Annotated in this window: 14 protein-coding genes; 8 read left to right on the top strand and 6 right to left on the bottom strand. The window is 28.0% G+C overall.

Going from position 1 to position 13,150, the window contains the following annotated elements; all coding sequences use genetic code 11:
- The first annotated feature begins 14 nt into the window (after window positions 1-14).
- From fabZ to B5D11_RS04015, 4 genes are read left to right on the top strand one after another with little or no spacing between them, the layout of a single operon-like run.
- Window positions 15-437, top strand: a complete 423-nt coding sequence (fabZ, locus tag B5D11_RS04030) for a 3-hydroxyacyl-ACP dehydratase FabZ (RefSeq protein WP_078681777.1) — start codon at window positions 15-17, stop codon at window positions 435-437.
- Window positions 438-478: 41 nt separating this feature from the next.
- Window positions 479-1,828, top strand: coding sequence for an acetyl-CoA carboxylase biotin carboxylase subunit (locus tag B5D11_RS04025; RefSeq protein ID WP_078681776.1), 1,350 nt, complete (start codon window positions 479-481; stop codon window positions 1,826-1,828).
- A 21-nt stretch (window positions 1,829-1,849) separates the two neighbouring features.
- On the top strand, window positions 1,850-2,740 hold the full coding sequence (accD, locus tag B5D11_RS04020; RefSeq protein WP_078681775.1) for an acetyl-CoA carboxylase, carboxyltransferase subunit beta: 891 nt from the start codon (window positions 1,850-1,852) through the stop codon (window positions 2,738-2,740).
- 17 nt (window positions 2,741-2,757) lie between these two features.
- Window positions 2,758-3,702, top strand: coding sequence for an acetyl-CoA carboxylase carboxyltransferase subunit alpha (locus B5D11_RS04015; RefSeq protein ID WP_078681774.1), 945 nt, complete (start codon window positions 2,758-2,760; stop codon window positions 3,700-3,702).
- Window positions 3,703-3,796: 94 nt separating this feature from the next.
- Here B5D11_RS04015 and B5D11_RS04010 read toward each other — a convergent pair whose 3' ends face one another.
- Genes B5D11_RS04010 through B5D11_RS03990 form a run of 5 tightly spaced genes read right to left on the bottom strand, consistent with a single transcriptional unit; the run spans window position 3,797 to window position 8,085 of the window.
- A complete protein-coding gene (locus B5D11_RS04010; RefSeq protein ID WP_078681773.1) occupies window positions 3,797-4,855 on the bottom strand; it encodes an ABC transporter substrate-binding protein in 1,059 nt (352 codons plus the stop codon).
- Complete coding sequence (locus B5D11_RS04005) at window positions 4,848-5,639, bottom strand: ABC transporter permease (protein WP_078681772.1); 792 nt, start codon at window positions 5,637-5,639, stop codon at window positions 4,848-4,850. Before B5D11_RS04005 ends, B5D11_RS04010 begins: the two co-directional genes overlap by 8 nt.
- Window positions 5,633-6,463 carry an ABC transporter permease gene (locus B5D11_RS04000; protein ID WP_078681771.1) on the bottom strand — a complete coding sequence of 277 codons (831 nt, stop codon included), beginning with the start codon at window positions 6,461-6,463 and terminating at the stop codon, window positions 5,633-5,635. The genes B5D11_RS04005 and B5D11_RS04000 overlap by 7 nt, the downstream gene beginning before the upstream one ends.
- Entirely contained in the window at window positions 6,463-7,521 is a 1,059-nt protein-coding gene (gene potA / locus B5D11_RS03995; RefSeq protein ID WP_078681770.1) for a spermidine/putrescine ABC transporter ATP-binding protein, read from the bottom strand. The genes B5D11_RS04000 and potA overlap by 1 nt, the downstream gene beginning before the upstream one ends.
- Before the next feature lie 24 nt (window positions 7,522-7,545).
- The gene (locus tag B5D11_RS03990) at window positions 7,546-8,085 is read right to left on the bottom strand and encodes a helix-turn-helix domain-containing protein (RefSeq protein ID WP_078681769.1); all 540 of its coding nucleotides are present in this window, start codon (window positions 8,083-8,085) and stop codon (window positions 7,546-7,548) included.
- 403 nt (window positions 8,086-8,488) lie between these two features.
- Here B5D11_RS03990 and B5D11_RS03985 point away from each other — a divergent pair, with 403 nt between their 5' ends.
- Window positions 8,489-9,124, top strand: a complete 636-nt coding sequence (locus tag B5D11_RS03985) for an HAD-IA family hydrolase (RefSeq protein WP_078681768.1) — start codon at window positions 8,489-8,491, stop codon at window positions 9,122-9,124.
- Window positions 9,125-9,216: 92 nt separating this feature from the next.
- On the opposite strand, the gene argH is transcribed toward B5D11_RS03985, so the two are convergent.
- Entirely contained in the window at window positions 9,217-10,533 is a 1,317-nt protein-coding gene (gene argH / locus B5D11_RS03980; protein WP_078681767.1) for an argininosuccinate lyase, read from the bottom strand.
- Window positions 10,534-11,090: 557 nt separating this feature from the next.
- On the opposite strand from argH, the gene B5D11_RS03975 reads away from it, so the two are divergent.
- The 3 genes from B5D11_RS03975 to B5D11_RS03965 are packed head-to-tail and all read left to right on the top strand — an operon-like array spanning window position 11,091 to window position 13,136.
- Window positions 11,091-11,543, top strand: coding sequence for a CtsR family transcriptional regulator (locus B5D11_RS03975; protein WP_078681766.1), 453 nt, complete (start codon window positions 11,091-11,093; stop codon window positions 11,541-11,543).
- Between the two features lie 28 nt (window positions 11,544-11,571).
- Window positions 11,572-12,090 (top strand): UvrB/UvrC motif-containing protein, encoded by a 519-nt coding sequence (locus B5D11_RS03970; RefSeq protein ID WP_078681765.1) that lies wholly within the window; start codon window positions 11,572-11,574, stop codon window positions 12,088-12,090.
- A 14-nt stretch (window positions 12,091-12,104) separates the two neighbouring features.
- Complete coding sequence (locus B5D11_RS03965) at window positions 12,105-13,136, top strand: protein arginine kinase (protein ID WP_078681764.1); 1,032 nt, start codon at window positions 12,105-12,107, stop codon at window positions 13,134-13,136.
- Window positions 13,137-13,150: the final 14 nt, after the last annotated feature.

The following is a 13,150-nucleotide window of genomic DNA, read 5'->3' as shown; positions in this document are numbered from 1 at the left end:
TTGGAGGACAAAAAATGTTAGGAATAAAAGAAATTAAGGAAATTTTACCTCATAGGTATCCTTTCCTTCTTGTAGATAAAATAGAAAGTTTAGAGCCGGGAGTAAAAGCTGTCGGTTATAAAAATGTAACTATGAATGAATATTTTTTTCAAGGACATTTTCCTGAAGAACCTGTAATGCCTGGTGTTTTAATAATTGAAGCTTTAGCTCAAACTGGAGCAGTAGCTCTTTTGAGCCTAGAAGAATTTAAAGGTAAAATAGGATATTTTACTGGAATAGATAAAGCTAAGTTTAGAAGAAAAGTAGTACCAGGGGATACTTTAAGACTTGAAGTTGAAATTATAAAAAGAAGAGGACCTGTAGGTATTGGTAAGGCCGTTGCTTATGTTGAAGATAAAAAAGCAGCTGAAGCTGAACTTTCATTTATAATTCAGTAAACTACCCCGCGTTCTTTAGAGCTTATGGAGGGAAAATAAATATGTTTAAAAAAATACTTATTGCAAATAGAGGAGAAATAGCAGTTAGAATTATTCGTGCATGTAGAGAAATGGGAATAGAAACCGTAGCTGTTTATTCTGAAGCTGATAGATATGCTCTTCATACTGAAATGGCTGATGAGGCTATATGTATAGGACCAGCCAGAGCAAGAGACAGCTATTTAAACATGCAAAATATAATAAGTGCTACAGTACTTTCTGGTGCTGAAGCTATACACCCAGGATTTGGTTTTCTTTCGGAAAACAGTGAATTTGCAGAGATGTGTAAAGAATGTAATATTACATTTATTGGACCTGATGCCGAAAGTATAGAAAAGATGGGTAATAAATCTAAAGCTAGAGAAATAATGATGCAAGCTAATGTTCCTGTAGTACCTGGATCTGACAGTTCAGTAGATACAATTGAAGAAGGGTTAGCTATTGCTGAAAAAATAGGCTATCCAGTTATGATTAAAGCATCAGCTGGAGGCGGTGGAAGAGGCATAAGGGTAGTTAAAAATAAAGAAGAATTTGCCAAGGCTTTTGAAACTGCAAAGACAGAGGCTAAAAATGCTTTTGGAGATGACACAATGTATGTAGAAAAATTTGTGGAAAATCCAAGGCACATTGAATTTCAAATCTTAGCTGATAATTATGGTAATACTATCTATTTAGGGGAAAGAGACTGCTCAATTCAAAGAAGAAATCAAAAAGTTTTAGAAGAAGCACCTTCACCTATAATGACTGAAAAGTTAAGACGTGAAATGGGTGAGGTGGCAGTTCGTGCAGCAAAGGCAGTAGGATATAAAAATGCTGGTACTATAGAATTTCTTGTAGATAAATATGGAAACTATTATTTTATGGAAATGAATACACGTATTCAAGTAGAGCATCCTATAACAGAAATGGTAACAGGAATTGATTTAGTGAAAGAGCAGATTAAAATTGCATCAGGTGAGGAACTTAACATAAAACAAGAAGATATTAAAATAACAGGGCATGCTATTGAATGCCGTATTAATGCAGAAAATCCACAAAAAGGCTTTAGGCCTTCTCCAGGCAAAATAGAAAGAATGCATATTCCAGGAGGGCTTGGAGTTAGGCTTGATAGTGCAGTTTATCAAGGTTATGTTATTCCATCAGCTTATGATTCTATGATAGGTAAGCTTATTGTACATGGTAAAACACGAGAAGAAGCTATAAACAGAATGAAAAGAGCTCTTGGAGAATTTGTTATAGAAGGAATAGATACTAATATAGATTTCCAATTTACAATATTAAGCAACCCAAAATTTGTAAGTGGAGATTTTGATACTAGTTTTATAGCTAAGGAGTTAAAAATTAAATCTTAATTTGGAAGTTGGTGAAAAACTATGTTCAATGGACTTTTCAAAAAAACTAAATATATAACTGTAAGCCAAACTTCTGTAGAAAATAATGGAGAAAAATCTGGAGACTTAAAAGAAGCAGAAGAACAAAAGCCTATTATTCCCAATGGTATGTGGATAAAGTGTGATTCCTGCGGGAAAGCTATATATAAAAAAGAGTTAGAAAAGCATATGCAGGTTTGTATGTATTGTGGCAAACATTTTAGAATGTCTGCTTTAGATAGAATTGAATTAATTGCTGATGAAGGTACATTCGTAGAGTTTGATAAGTCTATGACCAGCGTAAATCCTTTAGATTTTCCTGGTTATGAAGAAAAAATATCAAAGCTTAAAGAAGAAACGGGCTTAAATGAAGCAGTTATAACAGGTAAATGCAAAATAAATGGTGAAGAATGTGTAATTGGAGTTATGGATAGCCGTTTTATGATGGGAAGTATGGGTTCTGTTGTTGGAGAAAAAATTACTAGAGCAATTGAAAAAGCAACTTCACAAAGGCTTCCAGTAATTATATTTACTACATCAGGTGGAGCAAGAATGCAAGAAGGTATGTTTTCATTAATGCAAATGGCAAAAGTAAGTGCAGCACTTGCTAAACATAATAAAGAAGGACTTTTATATATACCTGTTCTTACAGATCCTACTACAGGTGGAGTTACAGCTAGTTTTGCTATGCTTGGAGATATTATTTTGGCTGAACCTGGTGCTCTTATAGGTTTTGCAGGCAAAAGGGTTATTGAACAGACTATAAAACAAAGTTTACCTGAAGGCTTTCAGACTGCAGAGTTTCTATTAGAACATGGTTTTATAGATGCTGTTGTACCAAGAGAAAAGTTAAAGGAAACTCTTTCAGAGCTTTTAAGCTTGCACAGAGTCTAAGGTGGTGAAATATAGCTATGTTAGAATATGAAAAAAAGATAGAAGAGCTTACTAAAAAGATAGAAGACTTAAAAAATTTTTCAAAGGAACAAGGAGTAGATTTATCATCTGAAATAGAAAAGATGGAAACTAAACTTGAAGAAATGAAAAAAGAAGCTTATAAAAGTTTGACTCCTTGGGAAAAAGTAACTTTGGCAAAGCTTGTAGAAAGACCATCAGCATTAGATTATATAGAAAAGATTTTTGATGAATTCATAGAACTTCATGGAGATAGATATTTTGCTGATGATCCTTCTATAGTAGGAGGAATAGGAAGATTAAATGGAAAGCCTGTAACTATTATAGCTCAGCAAAAGGGAAGAGATACTAAAGAATATATAAAAAGAAATTTTGGTATGCCAAATCCAGAAGGTTACAGGAAAGCTTTAAGGCTTATGAAACAGGCAGAAAAATTTAAAAGACCAGTAATTTGTTTTGTAGATACTCCTGGAGCTTATCCAGGAATAGGTGCTGAGGAAAGAGGACAAGGAGAAGCTATAGCAAAAAATTTAATGGAAATGGCACTGCTTAAAACTCCTATAATATCTATGGTTATAGGAGAAGGAGGAAGCGGAGGAGCTTTAGCTATAGCTGTAGCAGATGAAGTTTGGATGCTTGAAAATTCTATTTATTCTGTACTTTCTCCAGAAGGTTTTGCAAGTATACTTTGGAAAGATAGTTCCAGAGCTAAAGAAGCAGCAGAAGTAATGAAAATAACATCAGAAGATTTAAAAAAATTTGGAATTATAGATAGAATTATAAAAGAACCTTTAGGTGGAGCACATAAAAATCCAGAAGAAACAGCGCAAAATATAAAAAAAGCATTAGATGAAGTGCTTCCTAAGTTATGTCAATTAAGTATAGATGAGCTTTTAAATAAAAGATATGAAAAATTTAGGAATTTTGGAGAATATAAAGAATAAAAAATAAAAATCTGCGGTGAAATATTTAATATAATAAGAGATGTACTTATAAAACTATTAAAAAGTAGTTTTATAAGTACATCTTATTTAGCTTTTATTTAGAGGTAACTTCAAGCCAAGCGTCATTATATAGCTCTCTTGCATCTTTAAGATCTATAAAAACTTCTGATTTATTTAGTATCTCTTTTGGAGGATAAATAGATTTATCATTTCTAATCTTCTCATCAAGAAGACTTAATGTTGCTTTATTTGGAGTAGCATACCCTATATATTCAACATTTTTTTTATTTACATTTTCATCAAGAAGATAATCTAAAAATTTTAAAGTTTCCTCTACATGTTTTGCATTTTTAGGGATTGCCCAAACATCAAACCAAAGATTTGTCCCTTCTTTTGGTATCACATATTCAAATCTATCAGGTTTTTCTTGTTTTAATACAGCAGCGTCTCCAGAGTATATAACAGCTATACTTTTTTCACCGCTTCTTAAAGAATCTTTAACTTGATCTCCTATATAAACAGGGTTTACTTCGTTACGCTGCTTAATAAGTTCTTCAGTAGCTTTTTTTATTTCCTCAGGATTTGTAGAATTTAAAGAGTAACCTAGTCTTTTTAAGGATATTCCTATAGAATTTCTCATATCATCAGACATAAAAATATCATCTTTATATTTTGGATTCCAAAGAGTATTCCAACTATCTATGGAATCTGATATTTTAGTTTTATCATAAATTATACCTATGGTTCCCCACATATAAGGAATAGAATATTCATTTTGAGGATCATAAGATAAATTTTTATAGCTATCATCTATATTTTTATAATTTGAAAGTTTACTGTAATCTATTTTTTGAACAAGACCTTCATTTATCATTCTTTCAAGCATATAATCAGAAGGACATATAAGATCATAATTCGTTGTTCCAGCTTTTATTTTTTCGTACATTTCTTCATTGGTTGCATAAGTTTCGTAATTAACTTTTATACCTGTTTTGGCTGTAAAATCTTTTAAAATCTCTTCGTCTATATATTCGCCCCAATTAAATACATTAATAGTTGGGGATGCATTTTTTTTAGTATTGCAGCCTTGAAATAATGATGTAGAAAGTATAAAAGCAGCAGCTAAAGATATTAATTTTATTTTTTTATTCATTTACATTTCTCCTTTCAGATTTTATTAAGTCTTTTCCATTTGCAAGAAATAGTAATATAAATATTGCTACAAACATTAAAGTGGATAATGCATTTATTTCAGGACTAATTCCTCTTCTTGCCATTGAATAAATTTCAATTGATAGATTTGTAATACCAGAACCTGTATTAAAAAAGCTTATCACAAAATCATCAATAGACATTGTGAAAGATATTAAAAAACCTGCAAATATTCCAGGAGCTATTTGTGGAAGTATTACTCTTTTTAAAGTATAAAAAGGTGTTGCTCCTAAATCTTGAGCTGCTTTTACTAAATCTTTAGGCATCTGTTTTAGTTTTGGAAGAACAGAAACTATAACATAAGGAGTAGAAAAAACTATATGAGATATAATAAGAGTTTTAAATCCAAAAGTTATTTTAAAAAATATAAATAGTGTCATTAAAGAAATAGCGGTTACTATATCTGGATTTAGTACAGGCAGATAATTTACATTAAGTATAAGCTTTTTTCCCCATCCGCTCATTTTATCAATTCCTATAGCACTTATAGTTCCAAGAATTGTAGAAAATATAGAAGATATAAGGGCTACTATAACTGTATATGATAAAGCTTTTAAAATTCTGACATTATTAAAAAGAGATACATACCATTTAAGAGAAAATCCTTCCCAACTTGAAGAATTTTTTGCGGAATTAAAAGAAAAAATTATTAAAAAAATTATAGGAGCATATAAAAATATATAAGCTGCGGATAAATATATACGTTTAATCCATTTGCCTACCAAAATAATCCACCGCCTTCTTTTTCATCTTTGTCTTCATATTTTGAAAGAATAGCCATAGATATTAGTATTATTATCATCATAAGTATAGATATAGCGGATCCAAAATACCAATCTCCAATTGTTGTAAACTGAAGTTCAATTAAATTACCTATAAGCATAAATTGACCGCCGCCTAGTAGTTTTGATATTACAAAGGTTGAAACTGCAGGCATAAAAACCATAGTTATACCAGACATAACTCCAGGTATACTTAAAGGAAAAATAATTCTTTTAAAAATTATATATTTATTAGCACCTAAATCAGAGGCAGCCTTTATAATATTTTCATCAATCTTAATAAGTACAGTATATATAGGTATAATCATAAAAGGAAGAAAATTATAAACCATACCTAATATAACGGCGGAATCCGTATACAATATATTTATAGCAGGAATACCTATTGCTTTTAAAATAGTATTTATAATACCATTTTTACCTATTATAGACATCCAAGCATAAGTTCTTAAAAGAAAATTCATCCACATAGGAATAATTAAAAGAAGTACAAGTATATTTCTTGTTTTTAAATTTGATTTAGAAAGAAAATACGCAATAGGGTAACCAAATATAAGGCATAATATTGTAGATATAAAAGCTAATTTTAGTGAGTTAAAAAATACTTTCATGTATCTTGGATCAAAAAGCTTTTTGTAATTTTCTAATGTAAAATTCCCGCTTTTGTTTGTAAAGCTGAAATATACTACAAGAAAAATTGGAACAACAATAAAAATAAGGCTCCATACAATATAAGGGTATTGATATATAGAACGTTTTTTTGTCATTATGCAATACTTACCTTTTTCATAATATGAATATCATCAGGGTATATATCCATACCTATTTTTTCAAACATCTTAACATTTTTAGTGCTATGTATGAGCCATTTTTTATTTGTTGTTTCAACTTCAATTTCATAATGAATTCCTTTAAAAATAACAGAAGTAACTGTTCCATTAAGCATACCTTTTCCATATTCTACAATTTTAATATCTTCAGGTCTTATAATAACATCTATATTTTCATCTTTTAAAAAGCCTTTATCTACACATTTAAATTCTTTTCCTTCAAAGCTTACTTTAAAATCTTCGTGAATTACTCCATCTAAAATGTTGCTTTCACCTATAAATTTAGCAACAAATTTATTTTTAGGTTCATTATATATATCTTCTGGAGTTCCTATTTGCTGAATTTTGCCTTCATTCATAACTACAATAGTATCAGACATTGTTAAAGCTTCTTCTTGATCATGAGTAACAAATACGAAAGTTATACCTAAAGTTTTTTGAATTCTTTTTAGTTCAATCTGCATTTCTTTTCTAAGCTTTAAATCTAAAGCTCCAAGAGGTTCATCTAAAAGCAAAACTTTTGGTTCATTAACTAAAGCTCTGGCTATAGCTACTCTTTGCTGCTGACCACCACTTAAAGAATTTATAGATCTTTTTTCATAGCCTTCAAGATCTACCAGTTTAAGCATTTTAGAAACTTTCTCTTTTATATTCTTTTCAGGAAGTTTTTTTATTCTAAGCCCAAAGGCTATATTTTCAAATACATTCATATGAGGGAAAAGTGCATATTTTTGAAATACAGTATTTATCTGCCTTTTATGAGGAGGTACGTTATTTATAACTGTATTTTCAAATATAATACTCCCTTCATTTACATCTTCAAAACCAGCTATGATATTTAATGTTGTAGTTTTTCCACAGCCGCTTGGACCAAGTAAAGTTATAAATTCATTTCTTTTTATATATAAGTTTAGATTTTTGATTACAGTATTATCTCCATATTTCTTTGTTATGTTTTTTAAGTCTATAATTATATCATTATTTACATTTTGCAAATTTCAACACCTCTTTTATAAACTTTAAAAAGATGGAGGAGAACTTATCCATATAATTTTAGCTAAACTTGTGCCATTATTTGAAATATAATGATTAAAGTTAGGTTTAAAATAAAAACTTTCTCCTTTTTTAACTTTATATTTTTTCTTACCTAAATGCAGTGTTATTGATCCTGATAATACGTAACCAAATTCTTCGCCTTCATGGGGTTCTTCTTCAACATATCTTCCATGAGGTTCTAATATTAACATAATTGGTTCCATAGAATTTTTTTGAGCGTTAGATACGAGCCACATTAAAGTATATTTTAATTTTTCATCAGATTTTTCAAACATATCATCTTTTGTAAAAACAACTTTTTCTTCGGGGTCTTCTCTAAAAAATTCATTTAAATTTGTACCAAGTGCATCTAATATATCAGTTAAAGTTGCTATAGAAGGAGAGGTTAAGTCTCTTTCTAATTGAGATATAAAACCTTTAGATAATTCACACCTGTTTGCTAATTCTTCTTGAGTAAGTTGTTTTTCAATTCTTAATCTTTTGATTTTTTCTCCGATTTGCATACTTCACCTTCTAAAATTATATTAAATTTAAAATTTAATAGTACTAAATTATAATTTGTATAAACACAAAGTTTAAGAATACTAAACTTACAATATACAATTATACAAAAAAATAATAATAAATCAATATAAAATAGAAAAATACTTAAAAAATTTGTATTATTTTTAGATAATATGTATTATATAAAGTAAGAGTAGCTTATAAACTTATAAATAAAACATTTGCTCTATATTTTTAATTATTTTATAATATATAATGACTATTCCGCAAAAAGTATTTTTATTAAAAATTAGCCACTATATATAGGTATAATAGTAAAAATTAAACTCTATAAATTATATAATGGAAGTTAATTTACAGCTTATTGTGGTTTAATATATAATATATAAAATATTAATTTACATGGGAGTGATAAAAATATTTACAGATGTAATTTGGGATTTTGATGGTACTTTGTTTGATACATATCCTTCTATGGTCAGTGCTTTTAAAAGAGCATTAAAAGATTATGGAATAGATGAAAAAGAAGAAAATATACTTCAATATATGAAAATTTCTCAATCTGAAGCTAGGAAACATTATATGAGTATATATGGATTAGATGAAAAATTTGTTGAAAAGTTTAATGCATATGAAAAAAGCACTTCACCTGAAAGTGTAAAGCCTTTTCCATATGCAAAAGAAATTTGTGAGTATATAAAAAATAGAGGAAAAAGAAATTTTATTTTAACACATAGAGGGAATAGCACTTTAAAATATTTAAAAGCTTACGGTATGGAAAATTATTTTGAAGAGATAATTACAAAGCACAGTGGTTTTAAAAGGAAACCAGATCCAGAGGGGTATATATATTTATTAAAAAAATATAATATAGATAAATCAAATGCTCTTATTGTAGGAGATAGAGATTTTGAAATTTTAGCAGGTAAGGCAGCTAATATAAAAGTATGTCTTTACAATACTAATAATATAGATTATAAAGAAAAACCAGAATATATTATAAATTCATTGAATGAATTAAAAAATATTGTATTTTAATAAGTATAATTTATTAGAGTTACTTTTATAAGAATTACAAAAAGCCCGAAAAACTTATATGTTTGAAAGTTTTTCGGGCTATATATTATATTTTATAAAAGATTTTTCTTTATACCTCTTTTTAGAGTATTTTCATAATCTATAAATGAATAAACATCTTCCTCAAATAGAGTACTAAATTTATTTAATTCTTCAAGAGACAAATCTTCTATTGAAGTATCATTTTCTTCACAATATAGTACTATAGAACCTATTATGGCATGAGCATCTCTAAATGGCATACCTTTATTAACCAAATAATCTGCTGCTTCAGTAGCATTTAAAAAGCCTTTTTTTACAGCTTTTTTCATATTCTCTTCCTTAACTTTTAATGTAGATAGCATTCCAGACATAACTTTAATACAGCTTTTTACAGTATCTAATGCATCAAAGAACTGCTCTTTATCTTCCTGCATATCTTTATTGTAAGCTAGAGGAATTCCTTTCATTATTGTAAGAAGAGACATAAGCGAGCCGTAAACTCTTCCTGTTTTACCTCTTATAAGCTCAGCTGCATCGGGATTTTTCTTTTGAGGCATAATACTGCTGCCTGTTGCAAATTTATCATCAATGCTTATAAAATCAAATTCCTTAGTACTCCATAAAATAAGTTCTTCGCTTAGTCTGCTAAGATGCATCATTAAAATTGAAAAATCAGAGCAAAGTTCTATTAAATAATCTCTGTCACTTACGCCGTCTAAATAATTATCTACAGGTTTTTTAAAACCTAACTCTTTAGCTGTAAATTCTCTATCTGTATTGTAAGTTGTACCAGCTAAAGCACAACAGCCTAATGGACTTTCATCTAAAATATCAATAGAATTTAAAATTCTTTTTTTATCCCTTAAAAACATATTATAATAGGCTAAAAGATGGTGCTTAAATGTAACTACTTGTGCTCTTTGAAGATGTGTATAACCAGGCATAATAACAGCATTTTTTTCAGCAATATTTAAAATTACATTTTGAAGTTCTTCTAAAAGATTTACTACTTCATAAGATGCAGATTTTGCATAAAGCCTCATATCTAAAGCAACTTGATCATTTCTGCTTCTTGCAGTATGAAGTTTTTTACCAGTTTCTCCTATTTCTAAAATAAGATTAGTTTCTATAAAGCTGTGTATATCTTCATAATCTCCTTCTAATTTAAGAGTTCCGTTTTCTATTTTATTTAAAATACTTTCAAGCCCTTTAAGAATAAGATCACCTTCAGAAGCTGTTAATATATTACATTTTACAAGCATCTTTACATGAGCTTTACTTCCTATAATATCTTCTTTATATAATCTTTTATCAAAACTTAATGAACTATTAAAATCTTCCATTAATTTGCTTTCACTTGCCTTAAACCTTCCACCCCATAGCTTCATATACTTAAAAACCACCTTTACTTTTTATTTATGATTATATTAAGTTAATTATTTAAATAAAATATTATATTTATACAAATAAAAATTAATTGTTATGCAAATATTTAATAATAAAATTTTTAGATAAAACTAAATTATATAAGGATTATATAGAAAAAATATATATTGCATGTTAAAAATAATTATACATAAATATTTATAAATATGCAATAATTATTTTGCAGTAAATTTTTAAAATTCATTGCTTTAACATTTTTATCTGCTACATTTAATTTTACAATTAATCTCAAAATTTATTTTTTTATATTAAATTTAACTATAATTATTAAATTTAACTATATAAATATTTAAAGGTATAAAAATAATATTAATAACATTAATGGAATATTTTCCAAAATTCTAAGAAAAACTAAGATATACATAAGATTAAGTAAAAAAATTTAAATTAAACGAATTAATTGATAAAATTCAGGGAATTTTAATTGTTGAATTTAAGGTATAAGAGTATTACTATTAAATTAAAGTCAAAGAAAGTCAAAGTCAGAAGGAGGATTTTCGTGGCTAGATTATCAGATATTATAGAGCAATTTATAAAGGATTTAGTTGAAAATAATGATGAAGGTGAACTTCAAATACAAAGAAATGAACTTGCAAGCTATTTTAGTTGTGCTCCTTCTCAAATAAATTATGTTTTAACCACAAGATTTACTATAGATAAAGGCTATTGCGTTGAAAGCAAAAGAGGTGGCGGCGGATGTATATTAATAAAGAAAATAGAATTTACACACAATAATGTACTATTAAAGGCTATTAATGAAAAAATAGGAAATAGTTTGACATATGATAGTGGAGTTCAAATTATAAATACTCTTTTAGATAGTAAAATTATTACTAAAAGAGAAGCTTCTATAATGAAAATAGTTATAAATGATAGAGTTTTAGGAGCTATAGAAAATAAAAATAAATTAAGAGCAGATTTATTAAGAGCAATGATAATGAACATACTATAATAATATTTAAAAAATTGAGGTGAATAATATGTTGTGTGAGAATTGCCACAAAAATGAAGCTAATGTGCATTTTACTCAAATAATTAATGGGGAAAAACAGGAGTTAAATTTATGTGAAAGTTGTGCTAATAAGATTCAAGGTATTTCTATGGAAAATGATTTTATATTTGGACCTTCTTTTTCATTTCAAAATATATTAAGCGGACTTATGGATTATATGTCTCCAGCGGTTCAAATAAATAAAGTTTCAGAGGTTTCTTGTAAAAATTGCGGAACAACTTTTAAAGATTTTAAAAAAAATGGACTTCTTGGATGCAGTGAATGTTATGAAACTTTTGCTCAAGGTTTATCTCCTGTAATTAAAAGAGTTCAAGGAAATATAGAACATACAGGGAAAATACCTAAAAAATTGGGTAAAGGTATTATAGAGAAAAGAAGAATTATAAAACTTAAAGAAGAATTACAAAAGGCTATTGCAAATGAAGAATATGAAAAAGCTGCAGAAATAAGAGATATGATTAAATCTCTTCAAAAGAATGAAGAGTAAAGGGGGAATTTTTTGTGCAAAATTGGTTAGAGCCTCAAGGTAACAATATAGTTTTAAGTAGTAGAATAAGGCTTGCAAGAAATATAAAAAATATTCCTTTTCCAGATAAGTTAGATACAGAAAATGGTAAGAAGATAGTAAAAAAAGTTGAAGAGGCTTTCTACAAATCTTCTTATGCTCAAAAAAATTATAAAAGTAAGTATTTATGGGAAAATGACGATATTGTTAATGCATCATATTTTGAAAAACATTTAATAAGTAATAAACTTTTATCTAATTATAAAAAGTCTGCTTTTATAGTAGATGATAAAGAAACTGTAAGTATTATGATAAATGAAGAGGATCATATAAGACTTCAGTGTATAACTTCTGGATTTAATTTAGAAGAAGCTTATGATACTGCTGATAAATTAGATAATCTATTAGAAGAAAGCTTAGATTTTGCTTTCGATGAAAAACTTGGGTATATAACAGCTTGCCCAACTAATATTGGAACTGGTCTTAGAGCTTCTGTCATGCTTCATTTACCAGCATTAGCTATGAATAATGCTATAGGAAGTATTTTAAATGCTGTTACTCAAGTTGGCATGACTGTTAGAGGATTATTCGGAGAAGGATCAAAAGCTGAAGGGAATTTATATCAAATATCTAATCAAATAACTTTAGGATTAAGTGAAGAAGAAATAATAGACAATTTAAAAGCTGTAGTAAGTCAAATAATTGAAAAAGAACAATTTTATAGATCTCATCTTATGAAAACTCATAAGCTTGAGTTAGAAGATAAAATATATAGATCTCTTGGAATTTTAAAATCAGCAGTATTAATAGATTCAAAAGAATGTTTAAATCTTTTATCTAGTGTAAGAATGGGAGTAGAAATGGGTATAATTAAAGATGTAGAAAGTGGAGTTTTAAATTCCCTTTTGGTAGAAGTACAGCCTGCAACTTTGCAGCTTATATCAAATATGAATCTTTCTGATAAAGAAAGAGATTATAGAAGAGCTAAGCTTATAAGACAGAGGCTTGGAGGAAATAATATAGAATAATAGATTTTAGGTGG

This window comes from Clostridium sp. USBA 49 (assembly GCF_900167505.1).
GTDB classification, from domain to species: domain Bacteria; phylum Bacillota; class Clostridia; order Clostridiales; family Clostridiaceae; genus Clostridium_AT; species Clostridium_AT prolinivorans.
The sequence above is the reverse complement of the archived record's forward strand: the minus strand, read 5'-3'. Positions and strand labels throughout refer to the sequence as shown.

Bases quoted from the DNA above. Each gene is read 5' to 3' on its own strand.
- B5D11_RS03970 (WP_078681765.1), top strand. From the start codon at position 11,572: ATGTTGTGTGAGAATTGCCACAAAAATGAAGCTAATGTGCATTTTACT.
- B5D11_RS04000 (WP_078681771.1), bottom strand. From the start codon at position 6,463: ATGACAAAAAAACGTTCTATATATCAATACCCTTATATTGTATGGAGC.
- accD (WP_078681775.1), top strand. From the start codon at position 1,850: ATGTTCAATGGACTTTTCAAAAAAACTAAATATATAACTGTAAGCCAA.
- B5D11_RS04010 (WP_078681773.1), bottom strand. From the start codon at position 4,855: ATGAATAAAAAAATAAAATTAATATCTTTAGCTGCTGCTTTTATACTT.
- argH (WP_078681767.1), bottom strand. From the start codon at position 10,533: ATGAAGCTATGGGGTGGAAGGTTTAAGGCAAGTGAAAGCAAATTAATG.
- fabZ (WP_078681777.1), top strand. From the start codon at position 15: ATGTTAGGAATAAAAGAAATTAAGGAAATTTTACCTCATAGGTATCCT.
- B5D11_RS03985 (WP_078681768.1), top strand. From the start codon at position 8,489: ATGGGAGTGATAAAAATATTTACAGATGTAATTTGGGATTTTGATGGT.
- B5D11_RS04025 (WP_078681776.1), top strand. From the start codon at position 479: ATGTTTAAAAAAATACTTATTGCAAATAGAGGAGAAATAGCAGTTAGA.
- B5D11_RS03990 (WP_078681769.1), bottom strand. From the start codon at position 8,085: ATGCAAATCGGAGAAAAAATCAAAAGATTAAGAATTGAAAAACAACTT.
- B5D11_RS04015 (WP_078681774.1), top strand. From the start codon at position 2,758: ATGTTAGAATATGAAAAAAAGATAGAAGAGCTTACTAAAAAGATAGAA.